Origin of the sequence: Endozoicomonas sp. ALB091, from assembly GCF_049310265.1 — a bacterium.
Lineage (GTDB): Bacteria > Pseudomonadota > Gammaproteobacteria > Pseudomonadales > Endozoicomonadaceae > Endozoicomonas.
In genome coordinates, this window is record NZ_JBLYNQ010000007.1 from 988,440 (window position 1) to 1,003,595 (window position 15,156).

Annotated in this window: 19 protein-coding genes; 14 read left to right on the forward strand and 5 right to left on the reverse strand. The window is 49.0% G+C overall.

What is annotated here, in order from left to right; genetic code table 11:
* Positions 1-104: 104 nt before the first annotated feature.
* Both ACO6UX_RS16055 and ACO6UX_RS16060 read right to left on the reverse strand, forming a co-directional pair.
* Positions 105-1,484 (reverse strand): DEAD/DEAH box helicase, encoded by a 1,380-nt coding sequence (locus ACO6UX_RS16055; RefSeq protein ID WP_422449265.1) that lies wholly within the window; start codon positions 1,482-1,484, stop codon positions 105-107.
* Between the two features lie 704 nt (positions 1,485-2,188).
* The gene (locus ACO6UX_RS16060) at positions 2,189-2,641 is read right to left on the reverse strand and encodes a hypothetical protein (protein WP_422449267.1); all 453 of its coding nucleotides are present in this window, start codon (positions 2,639-2,641) and stop codon (positions 2,189-2,191) included.
* A 101-nt stretch (positions 2,642-2,742) separates the two neighbouring features.
* On the opposite strand from ACO6UX_RS16060, the gene ACO6UX_RS16065 reads away from it, so the two are divergent.
* From ACO6UX_RS16065 to ACO6UX_RS16110, 10 genes are all read left to right on the forward strand, one after another.
* Entirely contained in the window at positions 2,743-3,603 is an 861-nt protein-coding gene (locus ACO6UX_RS16065; protein WP_422449269.1) for an MIP/aquaporin family protein, read from the forward strand.
* 37 nt (positions 3,604-3,640) lie between these two features.
* The gene (locus tag ACO6UX_RS16070; protein ID WP_422449271.1) at positions 3,641-4,699 is read left to right on the forward strand and encodes a methyltransferase domain-containing protein; all 1,059 of its coding nucleotides are present in this window, start codon (positions 3,641-3,643) and stop codon (positions 4,697-4,699) included.
* 127 nt (positions 4,700-4,826) lie between these two features.
* Positions 4,827-5,138 (forward strand): divalent-cation tolerance protein CutA, encoded by a 312-nt coding sequence (cutA, locus tag ACO6UX_RS16075; RefSeq protein ID WP_422449273.1) that lies wholly within the window; start codon positions 4,827-4,829, stop codon positions 5,136-5,138.
* A gap of 327 nt (positions 5,139-5,465) precedes the next feature.
* Complete coding sequence (locus tag ACO6UX_RS16080) at positions 5,466-6,134, forward strand: hypothetical protein (protein ID WP_422449275.1); 669 nt, start codon at positions 5,466-5,468, stop codon at positions 6,132-6,134.
* Positions 6,134-6,679, forward strand: coding sequence for a FlgO family outer membrane protein (locus ACO6UX_RS16085; protein ID WP_422449277.1), 546 nt, complete (start codon positions 6,134-6,136; stop codon positions 6,677-6,679). The genes ACO6UX_RS16080 and ACO6UX_RS16085 overlap by 1 nt, the downstream gene beginning before the upstream one ends.
* Positions 6,680-6,684: 5 nt before the next feature.
* A complete protein-coding gene (locus tag ACO6UX_RS16090) occupies positions 6,685-7,269 on the forward strand; it encodes a DJ-1/PfpI family protein (RefSeq protein WP_422449279.1) in 585 nt (194 codons plus the stop codon).
* Positions 7,270-7,547: 278 nt separating this feature from the next.
* A complete protein-coding gene (locus ACO6UX_RS16095; RefSeq protein ID WP_422449281.1) occupies positions 7,548-7,859 on the forward strand; it encodes a transcriptional regulator in 312 nt (103 codons plus the stop codon).
* The gene (locus tag ACO6UX_RS16100; protein ID WP_101746508.1) at positions 7,852-8,139 is read left to right on the forward strand and encodes a helix-turn-helix domain-containing protein; all 288 of its coding nucleotides are present in this window, start codon (positions 7,852-7,854) and stop codon (positions 8,137-8,139) included. The genes ACO6UX_RS16095 and ACO6UX_RS16100 overlap by 8 nt, the downstream gene beginning before the upstream one ends.
* A gap of 29 nt (positions 8,140-8,168) precedes the next feature.
* Positions 8,169-8,528 carry a DJ-1/PfpI family protein gene (locus ACO6UX_RS16105; RefSeq protein WP_422449283.1) on the forward strand — a complete coding sequence of 120 codons (360 nt, stop codon included), beginning with the start codon at positions 8,169-8,171 and terminating at the stop codon, positions 8,526-8,528.
* Positions 8,529-8,735: 207 nt separating this feature from the next.
* The gene (locus ACO6UX_RS16110) at positions 8,736-9,248 is read left to right on the forward strand and encodes a hypothetical protein (protein ID WP_422449285.1); all 513 of its coding nucleotides are present in this window, start codon (positions 8,736-8,738) and stop codon (positions 9,246-9,248) included.
* A gap of 99 nt (positions 9,249-9,347) precedes the next feature.
* Here the strand turns inward: ACO6UX_RS16110 and ACO6UX_RS16115 are convergent, their stop codons facing one another.
* A complete protein-coding gene (locus ACO6UX_RS16115) occupies positions 9,348-10,646 on the reverse strand; it encodes an NAD(P)/FAD-dependent oxidoreductase (RefSeq protein WP_422449287.1) in 1,299 nt (432 codons plus the stop codon).
* A gap of 414 nt (positions 10,647-11,060) precedes the next feature.
* On the opposite strand from ACO6UX_RS16115, the gene ACO6UX_RS16120 reads away from it, so the two are divergent.
* Positions 11,061-11,972 carry a protein kinase domain-containing protein gene (locus tag ACO6UX_RS16120; RefSeq protein ID WP_422449289.1) on the forward strand — a complete coding sequence of 304 codons (912 nt, stop codon included), beginning with the start codon at positions 11,061-11,063 and terminating at the stop codon, positions 11,970-11,972.
* Positions 11,973-12,003: 31 nt separating this feature from the next.
* On the opposite strand, the gene ACO6UX_RS16125 is transcribed toward ACO6UX_RS16120, so the two are convergent.
* Entirely contained in the window at positions 12,004-12,411 is a 408-nt protein-coding gene (locus ACO6UX_RS16125; protein WP_422449291.1) for an aldehyde dehydrogenase family protein, read from the reverse strand.
* Positions 12,412-12,633: 222 nt separating this feature from the next.
* On the opposite strand from ACO6UX_RS16125, the gene ACO6UX_RS16130 reads away from it, so the two are divergent.
* A complete protein-coding gene (locus ACO6UX_RS16130) occupies positions 12,634-13,173 on the forward strand; it encodes an aminotransferase class III-fold pyridoxal phosphate-dependent enzyme (protein WP_422449293.1) in 540 nt (179 codons plus the stop codon).
* Here ACO6UX_RS16130 and ACO6UX_RS16135 read toward each other — a convergent pair.
* The gene (locus ACO6UX_RS16135; protein ID WP_422449295.1) at positions 13,096-13,266 is read right to left on the reverse strand and encodes a XapX domain-containing protein; all 171 of its coding nucleotides are present in this window, start codon (positions 13,264-13,266) and stop codon (positions 13,096-13,098) included. The genes ACO6UX_RS16130 and ACO6UX_RS16135 overlap by 78 nt on opposite strands.
* A 108-nt stretch (positions 13,267-13,374) precedes the next feature.
* On the opposite strand from ACO6UX_RS16135, the gene ACO6UX_RS16140 reads away from it, so the two are divergent.
* Positions 13,375-13,791, forward strand: a complete 417-nt coding sequence (locus tag ACO6UX_RS16140; protein WP_422449297.1) for a gamma-glutamyl-gamma-aminobutyrate hydrolase family protein — start codon at positions 13,375-13,377, stop codon at positions 13,789-13,791.
* A 17-nt stretch (positions 13,792-13,808) separates the two neighbouring features.
* Positions 13,809-15,155, forward strand: a complete 1,347-nt coding sequence (locus ACO6UX_RS16145) for a glutamine synthetase family protein (protein WP_422449299.1) — start codon at positions 13,809-13,811, stop codon at positions 15,153-15,155.
* The last annotated feature ends 1 nt before the right edge of the window (position 15,156 follow it).

Genomic DNA, 15,156 nt, shown 5'->3' on the forward strand with positions numbered 1-15,156 from the left:
TATAATTAAGCATTTAGTGATCCATCACCTTTTAGACTTAAAATAGATAGCATAGTTCCCCGGCATAGCCTGACGACCTGAGCTCAGGGAGAGTAAGGGCATATTTATACAGAAGCAGAAGTACTTTGCGGGTTGGTCACTTTACGTCTTCGTGGCCTGGGGTGGTTTTCAGCAAATACACGCCCTGACCCCGTTCCCCCGGACTTTCTCCTTTCATTACTCTGACCTGCCTGCTGCTTAGGTGTCTTACCGTTTCCGCCACTCTCCTGTCCGGGCCTGTGAGAAGTCCTGGACTTTTTAGGCTTTTTAGGTTTCGGTGGCTTACCGGACAACTGAGTCACCGGCACCTCATTAACCGGCTCAAACCCGGAGATCATCTCCCTGGGTAACTGCTGATTGATCAACCGTTCAATGTCCCGAAGCTGCTTGCTCTCATCTGCACAGACCAGCGAGACCGCATGACCATCCGCCCCCGCGCGCCCTGTTCGCCCGATACGATGCACATAATCCTCCGGCACATTGGGCAGGTCGAAGTTCACCACCTGTGGCAACTGGTCAATATCCAGCCCACGGGCAGCGATATCCGTTGCCACCAGGGCCGTAATGTCATTATTTTTGAAATCAGCAAGGGCCCTGGTACGGGCTCCCTGGCTCTTATTGCCATGAATCGCCGCCGCCAGAATGCCTTTACCTTCCAGATGACGGGTTAAGCGGTTGGCACCGTGCTTGGTCCGGGTAAAAACCAGCACCTGTTGCCAGTTATGCTCTTTAATCAAGCGGGTCAGCAGTGCCGGTTTTTTACTTTTATCCACCGGATACACACACTGCCTGACCGTTCTGGCCGTAGTATTGCGGGGAGAAACGTCAATCTCTACCGGATGGTGAACAATGGTTTTTGCCAGCTGTCGTATGTCATCGGAAAACGTTGCCGAAAACATCAGGTTCTGTCTTTGCTGGGGCAACAGCGCCAGAATACGACGAATATCGTGAATAAACCCCATATCCAGCATCCGGTCTGCTTCATCCAGAACCAGCACTTCCAGGTGTTTGAACTTCACCGCATTCTGGTTGTAAAGATCCAGAAGTCGCCCGGGTGTGGCCACAAGGATATCTGCACCACGTCTCAGATTCATCATTTGCGGGTTGATTTTGACCCCGCCAAAAACCACTGAAGAACGTATTGGCAAATGCCGACCGTAGGTGGCAACACTCTCTGCCACCTGGGCTGCCAGCTCACGGGTCGGTGTCAGAACCAGCGCACGAACCTGGTTGGGCCTTGCCCGCTCGCCGCGACTGAGCAGCTCCAGTATCGGCAGCGTAAAACCGGCTGTTTTACCGGTGCCTGTCTGAGCTGCCGCCATCACATCCTGTCCTGCCAGAACCGCCGGTATGGCTTCTGCCTGAATAGGAGAAGGCTGTTTATAGCCCTGTTCAGTAATGGCTTGCAGGATCGGCAGGGAAAGCCCGAGGTTGGCGAAGGTCATGGAATGTCTCATTAAGGGCCATACAACTAAAATGATTGATATTTCGTCAGTTTACCGCTGTTCTGTTACCACATGAATCATTCTGTGGATTACACGGGAACTTTTCGTAGGAGAGGAAGCTGAGAATAGAGAACTTTTTTCTGTATTCAGAGTCTGATTGATAAGGATACAAGTTATTCAGGCTAATTTCATGCAACCAGCAAGACCATTAGATACATCTATGCCAATGCTCCAGCCTCAGGGGGCGGCAGCCAATGAACAGATGGATAATTCAGAACAGATATTGTGTCAGCATCAAGTTTTTGGACGAACGGTTTCAATGTCAAAATATACAGCTGTCTCTCTGTCTGCAGGTCTACCTGCATGCCTGTCTTTTGTTGTGCCGGGTTTGATCATTCACCCAAGCTTCGCAGTTTTTTGTTTCACTTTGGGCGCAGGTTGTCTTGTTGGTATTCCTGTTGGTAAGGGCGCCGCGGAGTTGTATCGTTGTCTTCAGCATCGGCACACAGCAACCGAGCCCCCATCTATACAGTTATCCCGGGTTATCAGCCATGCCCCTGAACCGACAGAAACACCCGGTGAAGTAGAACCAGACAATTACCCGGCGACGTTTCGACACAACCCGGGACCGCCACCAGTATACACTCCTATAGAAATAGAATCGCCACCACCTTACAGTCCTTAGACTGATGACTTCCTGATCATTAGCACTCAGGATAAACTTCGAGATTTGGGCTTACGCGATATTGATGGACAATAATATTGCTTGCGTAAAAATGATGTCGGTATTCAGGTTCTTTATGGTTGGCAAAAAAAAGCCATTCATCAGTTTTGTACTCATTGACGAATAGCCCTATTTTTTTTCCTATGCTTTCAACACACAATGGTTCCCTACTGCCCGTGTTGCAGCAATTCCTGATAGTGAAATTCTCCATGATAAAGGAAAACTGTTCCTGGTATTTCACTTTTATGCCTTGCAGTCTTTCTCTTATTCTCCCGTCCAGAAGGTCTTCTGGTTTGACGACTGGCTCGCCACTGCTTTCAGCGGTGACTGGAACTTCTTGCCGAAAACAAGCAACTTTTTTTTCAGCCTGAGCCATTTTCCGGTTTGCAATGTCTGATGGCGTTTCTGAAGGTTGATCGGCCTCTGGAATCAACGATGAAACCTCTGAGCATTTTGTTTGCAGTATAGAAAAAAACAGCTAGTTTTTAGTTGCTGTAACCAAACGAGAGAGACGAGGATGATCAACTTCCACCCATGAATTATCTAAAGGGCTTTGCCGGAGAGTTTATAGGTACGTTTATCCTCGTCTTGTTTGGCTGCGGCTCAGTGGCCGTGACGGTGCTATTTTCTGCCCATGCAGGACTCTTTCAGGTGGCCATGGTCTGGGGGCTGGCAGTCACCCTGGCGATTTACGCTACCCGTCGTCTATCCTGTGCTCACCTTAATCCAGCTGTGAGCATTGCCATGGTAGTCAGTCGCCGGATGTCCATGACATTACTGCCCTGCTATCTGGTTGCCCAGTTTGCCGGTGCATTTGTGGCAGCCGCCCTGCTGTACCTGCTCTTCTCCAGCTCAATCATGCAGTATGAACTGACCCATGGCATTGTTCGTGGCACCGAATCATCTATAGCCAGTGCCATGATGTTTGGCGAGTATTATCCCAACCCCTTGGCCGGGCAGGTTGCCTCCGTGTCCACCGTCAATGCATTTTTTGCCGAATGTACCGGCACCTTTGCCCTGGTCTTTATGATTCTCGTCCTGACCGAAGGCTGCAACACCGGACGACCAGACCAGGCCCTTGCCCCCCTGTTTATCGGTTTAACCGTCACCGCCATTATCTCGATTATTGCGCCACTGACCCAGGCAGGACTCAACCCGGCCAGAGATTTATCACCCCGACTGCTGGCCTCTCTGTTCGGCTGGGAGCGCGCGGCGTTTCCCGATAAGCATTATGGCTTTTTGACCGTATATGTTGCGGGGCCGATTACCGGGGGAGTTATCGCCGCTTTATGTTTTATGGGGATTGTTGAGCCGCTGATGAAAAACACGACAGCGGAAGAACCTGGCAAAATTGACAGAGCAACAACCCCGGACAAAGCAACACCGGACAAATAGCCCCCCTGATTCATGTACATTAACCAAGGCGAGAACAATGAATAACCACTCCAGTAATCATCAGGTCCTGAAGGAGTACTACGGCCGTGTTCTTGGCGGTACCACGGATCTCAAAACCAATGCCTGCTGTTCCGATCCCGGCACCATGCCAGCCCGCGTCCGGGAGATCCTGAAGCAGATCGACCCGGCCATTACGGACCGTTTTTATGGCTGCGGATCGCCGATCCCATCGGCCCTGGAAGGGTGCCGGGTACTGGATCTTGGCTGCGGTACCGGCAGGGACAGTTATATTCTTGCCAGCCTGGTAGGAAAACAGGGCCAGGTTATCGGTATCGATATGACCGACGAGCAATTAATGGTGGCCACGGGGCATATTCCCTCGATGATGGAGAAGTTTGGCTTTCAGCAACCGAATATCGACTTCAGGCAGGGTTATATTGAAGATCTGCAAACCCCGGGGATAGAAGACAATTCCATGGATGTGGTGATTTCCAACTGCGTGATAAACCTTTCGCCCCACAAGGAAGAGGTGTTCAGGGAGATTTTCCGGGTACTGAAACCCGGTGGCGAACTGCTTTTCAGTGACGTATTTGCCGGTCAGCGAATACCGGCCCCGTTAAAAGACGACCCGGTGCTGATGGGGGAATGCCTTAGTGGTGCTCTTTATATTGAAGACTTTCGTCGTCTGTTAACCGGGCTGGGTTACCCGGACTACCGGTTGCTTTCTGCCAGCCCGATCACCATTGCCAACCAGCAAATCGAGGAGAAAATTGGCAATATCGATTTTCAATCCCTGACCGTTCGGGTGTTCAAACTGGATAACCTTGAAGATATCTGTGAAGACTATGGTCAGGTGGCCATTTACAACGGTACCCTGCCGGAACACCCTCACTTTTTCCAACTGGACGACCATCATCGCTTTATCAATGGCAAACCGATGCTGATCTGCGGCAATACCGCAGCCATGGTGCAGGATACCCGCTATGGCAGCCACTTTACCGTACATGGCAATCGAAAGACCCATTATGGCCCTTTCAACTGTCTCCCGGCAGCCATTGATAATGGGACTGATTGCACAACTGGCGGTTGCTGTTGAAGCCCTATCCACTGATCCATGAACCTGATAGATTACCGGGCCAGTGAGTTACAGCGCTTTCTTTCCGCTATTAGTAATATTGTTAACCGGTTGCCAAATGCCCATAAAACCATCCAGCGGTTTCTGCATGGTTCTGACCACCTGCCCCAATCAACAGGAAGCTGACGACCATGCCAGGGCTATCATCGAACAGCGCCTGGCAGCCTGTGTTCAGAGCAGTCCAATCCACAGCCATTATCGATGGGATGGTGAAGTCCAGTCGGATCCGGAAGTACTGCTTCGGATTAAAACCACCTGTGAGCGTTATCAGGCACTGGAGCAATACCTGAAAGCTGAACACAGCTATGATGTGCCACAGGTTATTCAGATACCCATTGAGAACGGCCTGCCAGAGTACCTTGACTGGGTAAGGGATGAAACGGCGGTCATCGGCCAGTAAAACATAAGTAGCTAACCATATGAAATCATACATTTCTGACTCCTTGTTCAGGCACTCTGCTTCGTTACAACTCCGGTCACATAGCTACGGCTATGCTCCCTCCGTTGTGCCTCGCATAGCACCTGCCCAAGTAGCCAGAAATGTATGATTCCATATGGCCAGCTACATATATTGGCAAGATCAAATCAAATACTTTATTTAGTACATTTGCCTTTTTTGGTTTGTCTGAGTTATAGGAGTCTGTACAATCCTTCTGAGCTGTATACCTGTAAAATAAGTATAAAACATGCCGCATGGTATGAGAAAAGCAAAGTTAAGGATGCATTTGTGAACAGAAAAGTTATGTACCCAGTTGTGGTCGCGTGTCTGTTGGCGGCAGTGGGTTGTTCTCCTATCCCTAAAGCAACAACCGTTGATCAAAGTCCTCAGGTTAAACTTCAATCTGCTCAGCATTGGGGAGTGATAGCCGAACATTTATCCGGACAGATTATGGCTAACGCAAACCTTGCGTCTCAGCCGGTCTATATCGATTTGGAGCAGAGTCACTCAACTTTCAGCAAAGTATTCACACAGCAGCTATCCAGTGCGTTGGTCAAGCGCGGCGCAACGGTTATGACCTCAAGTGCTACCAGCCTTTCAATGGAACTGGATGCACAGGTTGTCAGGCACTCAAATGATAGAGATAAGGGCACAAACTTCGCCACCACTGGAACTGCAGGCTTCCAATGGGCACTGGCCGAACTTGGTGATGATTTAAGCGTTGCTGAAGGTATTAGCTATGGCGTTATCCCTCTTTCGGTAGCTTATGACGTCAGCAAAATATTCCCCTCCAAAACCAACACAGAAGTTGTGATTACAGCCCGTATTGTCGACGACTACCAGATTCAATTTTCAGAAACTAATTCCTACTATATTCCTGATATGGCTATGCGGCAGTACAAAAAGTCAGCAGTTGTTAATCTGACCAAAAATGATGGACAGGGAGTAGAAAAATAATGAAGTCACTCACTGCAAAAATTATCATTGCACTGCTTTCTACCATTTTGATGGCTGGGTGTTCGAGCAAAAGCCATAAAAAGCCCGAAAGAATTGATCTGGTAAAAATCAGCCAACTTGCAGCAATTGCCATGGCTAAAAAGGCACAGGATGAATTACCGGTCGGGGCTACTATTCTTTCGACAAGTCTTGCAGATATTAACCAGCTTAGTAATACAACTACTCTGGGTCGTGTTCTTGGAGAACAGCTTTCATCCGCTTTATCTGATATTGGTTATGATTTGATCGAAATCAAAATGCGGGATAGCGTTTTTATTGATGACTTCAAGGCTGGAGAGTTCAGTCTTTCAAGAAATCTGGATAATCTCAGTAAGTCCTATAATGCTGATGCTATTGTAACTGGCACCTATGCTGTTGGCAGCTCAACTGTCTATATCAGCGCAAGAATGATTGATACCAGTACAAAACGTGTTATTTCCACTGCCGATTTCCAGATTCCAATGGACGCAGATATTCGTTTATTAGTGAGCCACCGTCGTTACTGATAATAATGAATACAGGTATTTTTATTTATGACCAGGCTGAAGTTCTGGACTTCTCTGGTCCCTTTGAAGTGTTTACCACTGCGGCACGCCTCTCTCCCAACGGAAAAGCCTTCAGGCCTTTTCTGGTCAGTGAATCCGGCAATCTGGTCACTGCCAGGGGAGGTTACCGGGTTCAACCGGACTACGGGTTTCACAACCACCCCTCAATTGACCTGCTGGTGGTTGTCGGTGGTGTGCACAACGCAGAAATGGATAAGCCCGGTGTTTTACAATGGATTTACTCTCAGGGAAAACAGGCCAGGTTGAACGCTTCAGTTTGTACCGGCGCTTTCCTGATGGCGGCAGCCGGTTTACTGAGCAACCAACAGAATGTCACCACTCACTGGGAAGATATCCCGGATTTGCAAACACAGTTCCCCGGTCTCAACGTTATCAGCAACGTCCGTTGGGTGGATGAAGGCTCTGTTATCACGTCAGCGGGTATTTCTGCGGGTATTGATATGAGCCTGCATATTGTCAATCGCTTACACAGTCAGGCGCTGGCAGAAAAGACCGCCAGGCAAATGGATTTCCACTGGCAAAAGGCCTGATAGTATGAAGTACCGCTTTCAGGACAAGATAAACACAGCATCGTAACTATGATACCAGGTGACTGCATACCCTGTCGTACAATGATTTACAGGTTATTCAGATACCCATTGAAAATGGCCTGCCAGAGTACCTTGACTGGGTAAGGGGAGAAACGGTGGTCATCGGCCAGTAGAGATGGTCGGATAGCATTCTTCAGGAAAAAGGACTTTTGTACTTACTTGATTGTTGAAACTCCTTTCAGAATTGATTTCATACGGCTTTGCCGTATAATAAATGTATGATTTTTATAGAAACCAGCCGCTTTACCAAATTGCTATCCGGATATTTATCAGATGATGAATACCGGGTATTGCAGTGGCACCTTCAACAGAAACCGGATTCTGGCGATCTTATCAGGGGTAGTGGGGGTGTCCGTAAAATACGATGGGCACCGGATGGAAAGGGTAAAAGTGGTAGTATCCGGGTTATTTATTACTGGAAAAAGAGTGATTTTGAAATCTGGATGTTGACCTTATATCGCAAGTCGGAGCGTGAAAGTATTCCTGGTCATATCCTGAAAAAGATAGCGGAGGCTATAAACGATGAATGAACGAGATATTGGTCAGGAAATCCTCGATGGCCTGAATGAGATCAAGGCATTTAAGGCGGGTAAGGGAAAGCTGAAAACGACCGTCTTATCAGAGCCGTCACCTGCCAAAGAGATCAGGGAAAAGCTCCAGCTGTCCCAGTCGGCTTTTGCTTCTTTTATGGGAGTCAGTGTTCGGACAATCCAGGACTGGGAGCAGGGACGGCGGAATCCTCAGGGGCCTGCAAAAGCTTTGTTGCGAGTTGTCGAACAGCATCCTGAGGTTTTTGAGAATCTCCGTTAATGGGCAGTTTTTTATAGGTTGTCGGTGGTGTGCACAACGCAGAAATGGATAAGCCCGGTGTTTTACAATGGATTTACTCTCAGGGAAAACAGGCCAGGTTGAACGCTTCAGTTTGTACCGGCGCTTTCCTGATGACGGCAGCCGGTTTACTGAGCAACCAACAGAATGTCACCACTCACTGGGAAGATATCCCGGATTTGCAAACACAGTTCCCCGGTCTCAACGTTATCAGCAACGTCCGTTGGGTGGATGAAGGCTCTGTTATCACGTCAGCGGGTATTTCTGCGGGTATTGATATGAGCCTGCATATTGTCAGTCGCTTACACAGTGAAGCGCTGGCAGAAAAGACCGCCAGGCAGCAAATGGATTTCGACTGGCAAAAGGCGTGACAGTATGAAGGATCGCTTTTGGAAAAGATAAAACAGTAAAAACCAATCACCTGGATTTCCCAGAGCCGTCTCTTCACCACTGATCTGACACAATCACCTCCTGTTGTTCCAAACAATTTTGCGGGAAAAGTTTACATCAGCCACTTTTTATAATACAAATGATAATTATTCTCATTAAAATAAATGAATCAATACGGGATCCGGACAGTGAACCAGTGGCAACAGAAGCTTCATCAAGGGAATGTTAATTTTCATCAAGGGAATGTTAATTTTCATCAATGCAAATGGCGATCAGCTGAAACAGCTTATCTGGACGCTGCCCGGATGCTGGAACATGAATGGTTCAAGGATCTGGATAACCCTCAGTTAATGATGGCGTGGATTGCTGCCATGCATAATCTGGCAGCCCTTTATGAAAATCAGAAGATCCCCCAGAAGGCCAGTGAATTTCTGGTCTTCCCCTACCGGCGGATTATCACGCTGATAAAGTCAGGAGGATTGTCTGAATCATTTAAGCCCCCGTTACTCAAGGCTCTGAAGTGTACTGTGATACCGCTGCTGGAGTTTTCCACAAAGCATCGTATCTGTAAGTGCTGTCAACATTATCTCGATGAGGCCAAAGAGTGGCTAAGTCTGAGTTGGCCGGATCTGCAATACTTACACAGAAACCAAAACCACATTGGTAATCAATCTTCCCCCACGGATAGAACAATTCACTGACCTAAAAGGGGCGTTTTCGCCCTGCCTGTGGTCTGGTCACATGGCGAGAAAACGTCCCAAATGGTTTTCCAGCGTTACCAACGCCCTGTTGAACGCAGGCTAAACCACCTCTTTCAGCCGATACCACAACATCCCCAGGGCCAGTAACGGCGAACGGAAATAGCGCCCTCCGGGAAAAGTGATATGACGTATATTGGCAAACACATCAAACCGTTCTGCCTGGCCGGAAATAGCCTCTGCCAGTACCCTCCCCGCCAGATGGGTGGCATTGACCCCGTGGCCAGAATAGGCCTGGGCAAAGTAAATGTTTGCCCCTGATCGACCAATCTGTGGCATGCGATTGGCACCAATCCCAATCATGCCGCCCCACTGGTATTCAATAGCGACATTTTCCAGCTGAGGAAAGACCTGCAACATTTTCGGGCGGAGCGATGCGACAATATCTTTTGGATCCCGCCCGGAGTAATTGCACATACCACCAAACAACAGTCGTTTATCCGCAGAAAGGCGGAAGTAATCCAGGGCAAGGCTGACATCACAGATAGCCGTGTCTTGTGGTATCAGGCTTTGCCAGACCCTGTCCTCCAGTTGTTCTGTGGCAATGATATAACTGCCCGCAGGTAACACTTTTCCGCCAATCTTTGGTTCCAGGTTCCCCAGGTAGGCATTCCCTGCCAATACCAGGAACTGGCAGGTTACCGAACCTTTCGCCGTTTCAACCGCGGGCAGGTTACCCTTATGGATTTTCACCACCGGCGAATATTCGAACAACTGTACCCCTAATCCCTCAGCTACACGCGCCTCACCCAGACAGAGATTCAATGGGTGCAAATGCCCACTTCCCGAGTCGAGCATGCCGCCAATATACCGGTCAGTATTGATATATTGCTTGATATCATCCTGTGATAGCAGCCGCAGCTCATGGGCATAATGGCGTGCCTTCAGGGACTCATAATCTTCCGTAATCCCGGCCATCTGTTTTGGCTTGATCGCCGCATCCACATAGCCCATTTTCAAGTCACACTGAATGCCGTATTTCCGGACCCGCTCGCGCACCAGCTCAACAGCCTCAAACCCCATCCGATGGATTGCCTCGACCCCATCGGTACCGATCTGGTTGCGAAACTGCTCCGGCTCTTCCCCCATCCCCCGAATCAGCTGACCGCCATTTCGCCCGGTTGCCCCCCAACCGATTTTCCGTGCCTCCAGAACCGCAACGCGATAGCCACGCTCGGCCAGTTCCAGGGCTGTAGCGATGCCGGAGAACCCCCCACCAACCACACAGACATCGACGGTCAGGCTACCTTCCAGCACCGGATAATCTGTGGCAAAGTTCAGTGACGCGGCGTAGTAAGACTGCGCATGGACTTCGGTATGTACAGGTGCCTTGAGTTTCATAAATCATTGCCTGTTCTTATATTTCAACGTTTTCAAGAGGCAGAATTTCAGCGAACCATTCCTCACGAATAATTCCTCACGAACTATTCCCCAGGCCCCCTGATATATCAAGGGAATTTTCAGTCTGCGTCAGAGTCTAATACCGGGTACTTATGACGAGCTTTTTTTATGACACCCCTCAAGGAACCCGGCAAACAACATTTATCTTTCAGCACAAACCCACCCCGGGGAGCCGTTGCAGCAACAGCGCGTCCTGCGAAGCACAATCAATATTCGGTAAAACCGGATGATGGAGTAGCGATCGCCGGAAAAATTACCGGAGAATCCATTGACCTTCCTCTACCGGAAAAGGCACCAATCAATAAAAGAGCCAGTCGCCACTACTCCCCACCGATTGAAACCGAACAGGCGATAGTGCAGCTCTTGCCCCTGAAAGAACCGGTGAAAAGCAGAAAAATCAACGAAGGAGGGTCTTCTGTGGTAAAAAAAGTATCGGATGGACAACAAACCATCGCTGTGAAGCTGTTAAAAGATAAAACAGTCTCAATAGAGCGGAGACTCATTCAGCAGAAAAACGGAGAGATATCAGGGCTTAATATTCCGGATCATCCGAATATTGTTAAAACTCTGGCGGTTTTAGTACAGCGAGAGGCTAACAATAAATATCGTTTGATCCAACACGGGGATCCTGATTTTTCCCTGGCTCTCTACAGGCCCCTGGCCTGTGTTCTCGAATATGTTGATGCCATTGACCTTTGTGAAAGCCTTGTAAATAAAAAAGTCCAACCCGGTTTAGACCTTGCAGTTGATGTTGGCAGAAAAATCTGTGCCGCATTAATGTGTATTCATGATCAGAATTTGGTGTATCGGGATATTAAGCCCGAGAATATACTTTATGCCCCCCCAAAAGCCCCGGGGGAAGAAAGCATGGTAAAGCTAACCGATATGGGGCTCACCAAACACCTGAAAAAGAACGATTATACCAGAACCCTCTGTGGCACTGTTGACTATGTTGCCCCCGAGGTGTTCTCTGAGAGTAGATATAATCATACCGCAGATGCCTGGTCACTCGGGGTGCTTCTATTTGTTGTATCCACCGGAATACGATTATATGACTCAAAGGATAAATCTAAGACTTATAAGGACATCATCCGTTTCAATGAAAAAAGTGAGGTACAAAAAAGGTCATATATGCTGACGCGATTCAGAGTTTTTCATCCTGAATTGTTGAACATCATGCTTTCGCTGTTTCGTAAACCGAGCCAGCGAATGGCATTGTCAGAAGCGAAAGCAGCATTGGACCAGTTAGCAGGCTTAAAGCAGTGAAATCCAGGTAGATTTCAACTCCGTGTATTTATCAAAGGCATGGAGCCACTTCGTCGTATATTTTATCGATGGCCTCGGCACACCAGCGAATACAGTTGGCACTGCCAGGAATATCATCACCCAGGGCATCGCTGATGGGCTTACCCATATCAATCGATTCCAACAGCGCCAGCTCCTCCAGATGCTGTTCAATTTTGCGAGCAAAGGCCTGAAGAATTTTTTTGCGGGCTACCGGAGATTTGCGGCACCAGACGCCAGACTCAAACGTTGAACGGGCAGCAGCAACCGCACGATTGACATCCGTTTCATCGCAGCTGGCCACACGGGTCAGAAGCTTGCCATCCACAGGAGAGATACAATCAAAGGTGTCACCACTGGCAGCATCGGTGTATTCACCGTTGATCCAGGCCTGATGGCGGATCTCCAGTCCATCGGCCATAAGTAGTTAACGAAATGCAGTACTTGATTCAATACAGATTGTTTGAAATATTGTACACAATGTTTGCAATCATGCGCGCCACTGATAACGCTGGCGTCAGCAAACCAGGGCTCAATAATAACAAAGGTAAGGGATATGACTGATCTGCCCCTGAGTAAGCCCACAGCAACTGCCCGCCAACATACCATGAACAGAAAAGCCAGCTCACTGGACGCGCTCTGAATGCCCTTCACAGCAAACCGCCAGTTCAGGCAACAGTCCCGCATGCTCACCAGTGCAGAAGGCATGTACTATCAGGACGACAAAGGTCGTCTGATTCTGGATGGCTGCGCCGGTCTATGGTGTGTTAACGCCGGTCATGGACGTCAGGAGATATCTGACGCTGTCGCCCGTCAGGTGGCAAAAATGGACTACGCGCCACCCTTTCAAATGGGGCACCCCCTGGCATTCGAGTTTGCAGAACGTCTGGCGGACATTACCCCCGGCAACCTGAACCACGTGTTCTTTACCAACTCAGGCTCAGAGTCTGTAGAGACTGCCCTGAAAATTGCCCTGGGCTACCATCGCATCAGGGGTGAAGGTACACGACAGAGACTGGTTGGTCGTGAGCGTGGTTACCACGGTGTGAATTTTGGCGGCATTTCTGTTGGGGGGATCGGCAATAATCGCACAATGTTCGGTAAACTAACTGAAAAAACGTGTGATCAAATATTGAAAGCAGACATGTCCCAGATAGACACCCACGATCCCTGTAACACCTGACAGTACAGGGGGTGCAGGGATCGGCAAGCGGAAGTAGCTGAAGAGCATACCTACGGCAAAACCAGTGGCTGTAGCAATAAGGGCTTCGTTCATCAGGTGACACCAGAAGAAACTGCAGGAAAATCTTATATTAGTCCATGAAAACAGCCCCTGAAGTCTGATTCAGGGAAACGAAGCTTAAACAACATAATAAGGTGGATTATGAAAACCGATACCCGGCCACTGATCGGTGTCACAGCAGACACGGCAATGGATGGTCTGCACCGTGCACATCAGGCTGGAGAAAAGTATCTCACCTCTGTTGTTCATGCTGCCAATGCCCTCCCTGTTATCATCCCTTCTTTGCCTGTTCCCCTGGATAGTCAGGACATTCTTGCACAGCTTGACGGCCTGCTGGTTACTGGTGCTTATTCGAATATTGAACCCCGGCGCTATGGTAGTGCACCGGCTAACTCCGATGTTTCAAAAGAAAGCGCACACCATGATAGCCAGAGAGATAACACAACTCTGCAACTTATCCCTGATGCCATAGCCCTGGGTATTCCTTTATTAGGCATTTGCCGAAGCCTGTCGTACAAGGCATTACCAACGATTACCTCGTCATCACTAAGAACATAACCATAAGCAAAGATACTATGAAAAAGCTGGCCAGCTGGTTAAAAGCGCAGAGAATCACCGAGGTCGAAGCGGTCATATCCGACTTTACCGGTATCGCCCGTGGCAAGATTATGCCCAGTAGCAAGTTTATTGCCGAAAAAGGCATACGACTGCCGGAAAGTTTGCTGATTCAGGGGGTGACCGGAGATTACGTCGATGATGAAATCTACTATGAGCTGATGAATGCCGCTGAGATCGATATGATTCTCAAACCCGATGAGTCCGCTGTCCATATGGTACCCTGGGCACTGGAGCCAACGGCGCTGGTTATCCATGACTGTTACGATAAGCAGGGTAACCTGATCAGCATGGCACCAAGGGCAGTGCTGAAAAACGTTCTGGCGCTTTATGAAGCCAAAGGCTGGAAGCCCGTCGTGGCACCTGAACTGGAATTTTACCTGACCAAACGCACCGCTAATCCGGACCACCCGTTGCAGCCGCCGGTTGGCCGATCCGGGCGTCCTGAGTCTGGCCGCCAATCCTACAGCATTGACGCTGCCAATGAATATGACCCTCTCTTTGAAGATGTTTACAACTGGTGTGAACAGCAGGGGCTGGATGTAGATACCCTGATTCACGAAGAAGGTGCAGCCCAGATGGAAATCAACTTCCGTCACGGTGATGCGCTGTCCCTGGCAGACCAGGTATTTATATTTAAACGCACGGTACGGGAAGCGGCATTAAAACATGAGATTAATGCCACTTTTATGGCCAAGCCCATCAGTGGTGAACCGGGCAGCTCCATGCACCTGCACCAGAGTATCCTGGATAAACATGGAAACAACATTTTCAGCAACGAAGATGGCTCCCCCAGCAAGATGATTTACCACTATATTGGCGGGCTTCAGCAGTATGTATCGGAAGCCATGCCACTTTTTGCGCCGAACGTAAACTCCTACCGTCGTTTTCTCAGGGATACCTCTGCGCCGGTGAATCTGGCCTGGGGTATTGATAACCGGACTGTCAGCCTGAGAATTCCTGACTCATCTCCTGCCAACCGCCGTGTTGAAAACAGACTGGCAGGGGCGGACGCCAACCCATACCTCGCCTTTGCGGCATCACTGCTTTGTGGTTACCTTGGCATGATTAATGCCGCAGAACCAACACAAGCCGTTACCGGAAATGCCTCTGATGATTCTAACGACAAAAGACTTCCACTTAATCTTGAGGAAGCCCTTGAGCTGATGGAACAGAGTGAAATTCTCAAAAAGACCCTGGGAAGACGCTTTGTTCGTTCCTATGTTGAAGTGAAGCGCACTGAATACCAGAACTTCAAAGGGATTATCAGCTCCTGGGAGCGTGAATACCTGCAGATGACTGTTTAAA